This is a genomic window from uncultured Granulicatella sp. (assembly GCF_938030755.1).
Taxonomy (GTDB): Bacteria; Bacillota; Bacilli; order Lactobacillales; family Aerococcaceae; genus Granulicatella.
Genome location: NZ_CALHIF010000011.1, coordinates 1 through 7,522 on the forward strand (window position 1 = coordinate 1; position 7,522 = coordinate 7,522).

At 39.3% G+C, this 7,522-nt stretch carries 9 protein-coding genes; 7 read left to right on the forward strand and 2 right to left on the reverse strand.

What is annotated here, in order from left to right:
* Positions 1–732: 732 nt before the first annotated feature.
* From tmk to Q0594_RS01025, 7 genes are all read left to right on the forward strand, one after another.
* Complete coding sequence (gene tmk, locus Q0594_RS00995; protein WP_005607195.1) at positions 733–1,380, forward strand: dTMP kinase; 648 nt, start codon at positions 733–735, stop codon at positions 1,378–1,380.
* Between the two features lie 11 nt (positions 1,381–1,391).
* Positions 1,392–1,721: a cyclic-di-AMP receptor gene (locus tag Q0594_RS01000; protein ID WP_298729142.1), complete on the forward strand. Its 330-nt coding sequence runs from the start codon at positions 1,392–1,394 to the stop codon at positions 1,719–1,721.
* Between the two features lies 1 nt (position 1,722).
* On the forward strand, positions 1,723–2,682 hold the full coding sequence (holB, locus tag Q0594_RS01005; RefSeq protein ID WP_298729143.1) for a DNA polymerase III subunit delta': 960 nt from the start codon (positions 1,723–1,725) through the stop codon (positions 2,680–2,682).
* Between the two features lie 19 nt (positions 2,683–2,701).
* A complete protein-coding gene (locus Q0594_RS01010) occupies positions 2,702–3,046 on the forward strand; it encodes a DNA replication initiation control protein YabA (protein ID WP_005607192.1) in 345 nt (114 codons plus the stop codon).
* Positions 3,047–3,167: 121 nt separating this feature from the next.
* Positions 3,168–4,631, forward strand: a complete 1,464-nt coding sequence (locus Q0594_RS01015) for an arylsulfatase (protein ID WP_298729144.1) — start codon at positions 3,168–3,170, stop codon at positions 4,629–4,631.
* A gap of 1 nt (position 4,632) precedes the next feature.
* Positions 4,633–5,484: a formylglycine-generating enzyme family protein gene (locus Q0594_RS01020; RefSeq protein WP_298729145.1), complete on the forward strand. Its 852-nt coding sequence runs from the start codon at positions 4,633–4,635 to the stop codon at positions 5,482–5,484.
* Positions 5,485–6,270: a sulfite exporter TauE/SafE family protein gene (locus tag Q0594_RS01025; protein WP_298729146.1), complete on the forward strand. Its 786-nt coding sequence runs from the start codon at positions 5,485–5,487 to the stop codon at positions 6,268–6,270.
* 53 nt (positions 6,271–6,323) lie between these two features.
* Here the strand turns inward: Q0594_RS01025 and rsmI are convergent, their stop codons facing one another.
* Together rsmI and Q0594_RS01035 are read right to left on the reverse strand one after the other, a co-directional pair.
* The gene (gene rsmI, locus Q0594_RS01030; RefSeq protein ID WP_298729147.1) at positions 6,324–7,217 is read right to left on the reverse strand and encodes a 16S rRNA (cytidine(1402)-2'-O)-methyltransferase; all 894 of its coding nucleotides are present in this window, start codon (positions 7,215–7,217) and stop codon (positions 6,324–6,326) included.
* Positions 7,192–7,515, reverse strand: a complete 324-nt coding sequence (locus Q0594_RS01035) for a GIY-YIG nuclease family protein (protein ID WP_298729148.1) — start codon at positions 7,513–7,515, stop codon at positions 7,192–7,194. Before Q0594_RS01035 ends, rsmI begins: the two co-directional genes overlap by 26 nt.
* Between the last annotated feature and the right edge of the window lie 7 nt (positions 7,516–7,522).

Consider the following 7,522-nt stretch of genomic DNA (forward strand, 5'->3'; position numbering starts at 1 on the left):
TAATCACAGTGCTTTTAAATATTTTGCCCTGCCAAGAAAGGGAGATGGTGGAGGAGGATAAAAGGGACCGGTTCGAGCCAAGGTCTCTCACCTTTAAAGTTCAAAATGGGAGTAAGGGATAAATCCCCAACTCCCATTATTTCACCTTTAATCCTTTTTCCTTTTACTGCTACTATATGAATCTAGCAAGGATTCTCCGTAATCACAGTGCTTTTAAATATTGTGTCCTGCCAAGAAAGGGAGATGGTGGAGGAGGATAAAAGGGACCGGCTCGAGCCTGTAGTCTCTCGCCTTCAAAGTTCAAAATGGGAGTAAGGGATAAATCCCCAACTCCCATTCATTCACCTTTGATCCTGATTCCCATTACTGCTACTATAAGAACCCGATAACTCTTCTCCGTAATCACAGTGCTTTTAAATATTGTGTCTTGCCAAGAAAGGGAGATGGTGGAGGAGGATAAAAGGGGACCGGTTCGAGCCAAGGTCTCTCGCCTTCTAAATTCATAATGGGAGTAAGGAATAAATTCCTAATCCCCATTCATTCACCTTTGATCCTGACTCCCATTACTGCTACTATAAGAACCCGATAACTCTTCAAAGTAATCACAGTGCTATTTTTTAATATTGTATCTTGCGAAGAAAGTAGGATGGAAATCTGATGGGAATTTGGTTTATTATAGGAGGAAAATAGCGTATAATAAAAAGAAGAAATTGAAAGGGATGGAGGATAACTATGGAAGGATTGTTTATTACAATGGAAGGGCCGGATGGTGCTGGGAAAACAACAGTCATCAATCAACTGATTCCTTTGTTACAAAAACATGCCTTAGTGGATATCGTTTCAACAAGAGAGCCTGGTGGAAGTCGAATCGCAGAAGATATTCGAAAAGTGATTCTGGATGTGAATAATACCGAAATGGACGAAAGAACAGAAGCCATTTTATATGCAGCAGGACGCCGTCAGCACTTAAAAGATCGTATTTTACCGAATTTGGAAAAAGGGAACATTGTATTTTGTGACCGATTTGTAGATAGCTCATTAGTGTATCAAGGGGTTGCTCGTGGGATTGGAGTAGAGGAAGTAGCTGAACTGAATCGATTTGCCACAGATGGACTTTCGCCGAGTACGACACTGTATTTAGATGTGCCTGCCGAAGTTGGTTTAGAGCGAATTCATAAAGCAAGAGGCAATCGTCAGTTTGACCGATTAGACCAAGAAGGTTTGAGTTTCCATACGATGGTTCGAGAAGGGTATTTAGAATTACTAAAGAAATATCCTGAAAGAATGGTTTCCATTGATGCGACTCAAACGATTGAAGAAGTGGTTAATGAGTGTTTCAAAGTGTTAGTAGAACGTTACCCAAATTATTTTACAAGATAGGAGAATGAAAAATGAAATTATTAATTGCTATTGTACAAGATAAAGATGCACACTTATTAGGAGATGAGTTCGCACAAGCTAATATTCGTGCGACTCGTTTATCAACAACTGGGGGATTCCTACGTGCAGGAAATACGACTTTCCTGATCGGTATCGAAGAAGAAAGAGTAGATGAAGCATTAGACATCATTAAAGAAAACTGCCAATCACGTGAACAAATGACAATTCCTCCTGTTCATATTGATAGCATGTTAGATAGCGCAATTGCTACACCTGTTTCTGTTCGAGTAGGTGGGGCTACGGTATTTGTTTTACCAGTAGACGCATTCTTACGTTTCTAAGATGAAAAAGAAGCAAGAAGCATTTATTCGTACAATTGATAATGGGCAACTTAGCCATGCCTATTTGTTCGAAGGAGCAAAAGGGATTGGAAAATCAGAAATGGCGAAAGAAATTGCTAAAATACTAAACTGTACGAATCGAAACGTTGGAGAAGGTGCTTGTCAGGTTTGCGAACATTGTCTGCGAATTGAGCATGGAAACTTTCCCGATTATATTGTTGTGGAGCCAGAAGGGACTACGATTAAAGTAGATCAAATCCGTTCCTTAAAGACACAATTAACGAAAACAGCAATGGAATCTAGTGCGATTATTTGTGTGATTCATGCGGTAGATACATTGACTCCAGGTGCTGCCAATAGTTTACTAAAATTTTTAGAAGAACCAACAGGGAATATTCACTTTATTTTATTAACGGAGCAATTAAGTAAGGTGCTCATTACCATTCAATCTCGTTGTCAAATTATCAGGTTTCAATCCAATCACGAGGACATAGTGAATGGTCTTTTAAAGGAGAAAGGGGCTTCTAACGCGACTGCTCAGCTAGTATCGCAGTTGACCAATAGTGCAGAACAAGCTGTATTATTATTGGAAAGTGAAAGCTTTGGACAAATCCGTCAAGAAAGTTGGAATTGGTTTGTTCGTATCTTTACGAATCGAGCGATGGCTTTTATTACGATTCAATCGCAAGTTCTTCCGCTGTTAGTTTCTAAAGTGGAAAGTGAGCAATTTTTAACGTTATTGCAACTTTATATACGAGATGCACTTCTTTGTGCGCAAGGGTTAGAAGGACAACTGATTCAAAGTGATAAGATTGCGACTCTGAGAACTATTGCTGGAAAACTGAGTGTGAAGCAATGGATTCAAGAACATGAAAAAATGACAAAGGCTCTCTCCAAAATACAATCCAATGTAGGAGTTCAGGCCGTATTAGAACAATGGGTTTTACAAATCCCAAAATGAAGAAAGAGGAGGTGCGTGAATGCCAAATAGACAGTTATATGATCGAATCGAAAAATTAACGAAACAAACATTATTGCAACTGCATGAGCTAGAGCAGATTTCTTTGGAATTACAAAAGGTCATAGAAGAAAATCATAATTTGATTATGGAAAATCACCACTTGAAAGATCGTTTGGATGCGATGAATTCAAGCACGCACATCTCGAATCAAGTTGTTGAGAAAAAAGAACGTAGTCAATCTGTGATTAATTTAGAGAATATTTATAATCAAGGGTTCCATATTTGTAATTTATATTATGGAAAACGTAGAGAAAATGACGAGAATTGCATGTTTTGCACCGAAATCTTATTTGGTGAACATTAAATCTTGGAAGAAAGCAAGATAGTCATAGAAAATACCAATAAAGTCATCAAGAGAGCCTATCGAAGGATAGGCTCTTTTGTTATAATAGGAGTGACTTTGTTTTATAGATGGAGGATAAAAAATGGTAAAACAAGATAAAAAACCAAATGTCATCTTAATTGTCGTAGATCAAATGCGTTCCGATGCATTGTCGATGAACCGTGAAGATGATTTAGTGGTTACACCCACATTAGACATGATGGCGAGTATGGGCTATAACTTTGAAAATGCGTATTCACCAGTACCGAGTTGCGTACCGGCAAGAGCAGCCCTTTTAACAGGGATGGATCAAGCTTCTAATGGTCGAGTGGGCTATGAGGATGAAGTTCCTTGGAACTATACGAACACGCTCCCTCAAACCTTTAAAGATTTAGGGTATCAAACAGAATGTATCGGGAAAATGCATGTATATCCAAGTCGTAAAAGATTAGGCTTTGATCATGTTCTCTTACATGATGGCTACTTACATGTCGACCGTAAGTACAATAAAGCGTATGGGGAAACGTTTGAACATTCGAGTGATTATTTAGACTGGATTAAAAAAGAACTTGGAAGCGATGCGGATATCATTGATGATGGAGCAAACTGCAATTCTTGGGATGTTCGTCCCTTTGATTGGTCAGAAAAATATCATCCAACGAATTGGATTGTCAGCGAGAGCATTCGCTTCTTGAAGAGACGTGACCCAAGCGTTCCGTTCTTCTTGAAGATGTCTTTTGAGAAACCTCATGCGCCGTTAAATCCTCCTCAATACTTCTTTGATTTATATATGCAAAAGCTGGATGAAAACCTAGATTTACATATCGGAAACTGGGAAAAATTGGAAGAAAAAATTCCAAGTCTCTATGCAAAACGTGGAAAAATTCCTAAAGATGCTCAAAAGCGAATGATTGCTGCATATTATGCGTTAATCACCCATATCGATAATCAATTAAGTCGCTTCCTAACAGCTGTGGAAGAGTTTGATTTATTAGAAAATACGATTTTTTGGTTTGTGAGTGATCATGGGGATCAATTAGGGGAACACTATTTATTCAGAAAAGGATATCCATACCAAGGAAGTATCAAGATTCCTGCTTTCATTTTCGACCCAGGTAATTTGATTGCGGGGACTAAGAAGAGTGTCAAACAGCTCATCAAGATTCAGGACGTATTCCCTTCCCTTGTCGAGTTAGCAACAGGCAATACCGTACAAACTGACGGAAAGAGTGTGCGTCAATTATTGTTTGGTGAATTTGCAGGTTGGCGAAATGAATTCCATGGTGAACATAGCCTAGGGGTTGATTCGAGTCAATATATTTTAACCGATGAATGGAAATTTATCTGGTTCCCTGTAACCAATGAGTTCCAATTATTCCATATGACGGAAGATCCAAATGAAAAATGGAATCTGATTGCAGAAGAAAAATATACTTCATTGATTCACGAATTTAAAGTGAAACTTGCTCGTTATTTGGAAGGACGAGAAGAGGGATTTGTTCAAGAGGGCAAACTTTGCCCAGTTCCATTAGAGAAAATTGTGTCTACATTAAAAGGAGGAGAGTAGCATGAACTATATTCCTTTAAAAGCAGGCACTTTCCAAATGGGAGATGCTGAAAATAGAGGATTTATTGAAGATCACGAATCTCCTTGCGTGACAAAAGAAGTTCAAGCGTTTGAAATGGCTGAGACGACGGTAACGAATGAAGAGTTTAAACGATTTGTAGATGAGACAGGCTATCAAACAACAGCAGAACTCAACGGGGATTCTTACGTATTTCATTTGCTTGTGTCTCCAGAGAAAAGAGAAGACTATTCTCATGTATCTGGTTCTCCTTGGTGGCTATTGGTACCTGGAGCTTGTTGGAGGCATCCGTTTGGACCAGAGTCATCGATTGAGGAAATATTAGATCATCCAGTTGTTCATGTATCTCTTAAAGATTCGTTGGCTTATTGTGAGTGGGCTGGAGCTGGGCTTCCAACCGAAACACAGTGGGAATATGCTGCTCGTGGTGGGACGTCTACTCAGTATCCATGGGGAGAAGAGCTTGAACAAGACGAGAAATTCCATGCGAATACTTGGCAAGGAGAGTTTCCAAATCAAAATAGTGAACTAGATGGCTTTTTAGGAACGGCTCCTGTAAAGAGTTTTGAACCTAATGGATACGGCTTATATCAAATGATTGGGAATGTATGGGAGTGGTGCATAAATCATCGAGGGATTCCTTTTGAAGATATCGAAGCAAATGCCAAAGCGCCTCTAAATCTTGAGGTAGAGTATGCCATTCGAGGGGGCTCGTTCTTATGTCATTGTTCTTATTGCAATCGATACCGTGTTGCAGCAAGAAATGGATCTCCTTGGGATTCTACATCGAGTCATTTAGGATTTAGATGTATTCGAACGCTTGGAGGGCAATAAATGCAACTCATTATTTATAGCATCATTGTTTTATGTGCCACAATGATTGGAGCCATAACCGGATTAGGTGGTGGGATTATCATCAAACCAGCCTTTGATGTTGTGGGAATGGACACCACGAGTATGATTAGTGTGTACTCTACGGTGGCAGTCTTTACCATGTGCTTAGTCTCTATTTACAAGAGAAGTAAATTAGGTTTTCAAGTGGATAAATACATTGTATTTGGACTTGCATTCGGTTCTATTATCGGTGGAAAAATAGGAGATATTGTGTTTCTCCAAGCGGTTGAAATGATGGGAAATCAATTTGTTAGCATCACTCAATCCGTCATTTTGTTTGTGTTATTAGGGGGAATTATTTTATTCACTCTGAACAAAGAGAAGATTCAGACATTAACGGTTTCGAATTTAATCGCCATTATCTCCATTGGTCTATGCGTTGGAATCATTTCTGTCTATCTAGGAATCGGAGGCGGACCACTCAATATTGCTTTATTGGTGTACTTCTTCTCCATGAAAGCAAAAGAAGCTGCGGCCTATTCGATTGTGATGATTTTCTTTGCACAAATGATGAAGATGACAACAGTGATTTATGACTTTGAAAACTATCATTCCGTCTCCTTTATCATTCTAGCAATTGCAATATTTGCTGTGCTAGGTGGTTGGATTGGAACGAAGATTCAAGCAAGATTAACCCATGAAACGGTTGAAAGACTTTATTTAGGACTCATGATCGTTCTTCTTCTAATGACAGCTTTCAATGTATTTAAATTTATCGTAGTATAAAATACCGCCCAAGCGTGTTGTGTGTGCTTGGGCGGTATTTTTGTTGAAGCATTCTACTGAGAATGAACTTCCTTATAGACGTCTTGTTTTTTGAGACCGAGATGTTTTGCAACAGCTTTGATGGCCTCTTTTTGTGATAACTGTTGCTGCTCCATAAACCATTCCACTTGTTGAGTAATCGAAAGAGAAGCATCGGGAGTGTTCTCTTCAGCACTTCCAGATAGTGCCGTTGTCACATCAGTAGGATTTTTATGACCAAACAAAATACAACATTCGCCTTTCAGTTCTTCTTCCTGGAGTAAAAGAACAAGTTCAGAAGCAGTACCTCTAATGAACTCTTCATAACTTTTGGTTAACTCACGGCAGAGAACAACGGGTTGATTTTCCCCGTACACGTTTTGGATAGCTAAAAACGTATCTTTTAGTCTAAACGGTGATTCGTATAAGATGACGGTTTCGCTATGAGTGCGTAACTGTTCTAATGCCTCGATTTTTTCTTTTTTCTTTCGTGGTAAGAATCCATAGAAGTAAAAAGGCTGAGGGACGAGTCCACTGGCAATTAAAGCTGTAATCCCAGCGTTCGCTCCCGGAAGCGGGATAACAGGAATAGAGGCTTCGACACAGGCTTGAACTAGTTCAAAGCCAGGGTCACTGATTGAAGGGGTTCCGGCATCGCTCACTTGTGCAATCATTTTTCCCTCTTTGAGCCACTCAATCACTTGAGGGATGCGTTCTTGCGTATTATGTTCATGGAAACTCTTTTGCGGAGTTTCAATTTCATAGTGGTTAAGTAACTTTTGTGTATGACGCGTATCTTCGGCTAGAATTAAATCCACATCGCGTAGAGTATTTACAGCGCGGAATGTCATATCTTCTAAGTTTCCAATGGGAGTAGGGACAAGGAAAAGCTTGCCAATTCCTTCAGTCCGATAACTCTTTTGTCTCATCTGTCTTGTCTCCTTCTAAATAGATAATCACTGGACGAGTGATACTTGCCCCAATCGTTTGTAGAAATATTTCTTTTTTGGGGCGAGAGAACTTTTTGAACGCTGCTTCTGCTTTCATCGCTTCTTGTTTTGTGGCGAATTCTTTAGCATAGAGCAGTGTAACGGGGGTTCTCACTCTTGTATATTTGGCCCCTTTACCAGCATTATGCGTTGCGATTCTTTTTTCTAAATCAACGGTATAGCCGGTATAAAAGGTTTGATCCTTACAGAGTAGGACATACATAAAGAATTGATTCATGCTTTGT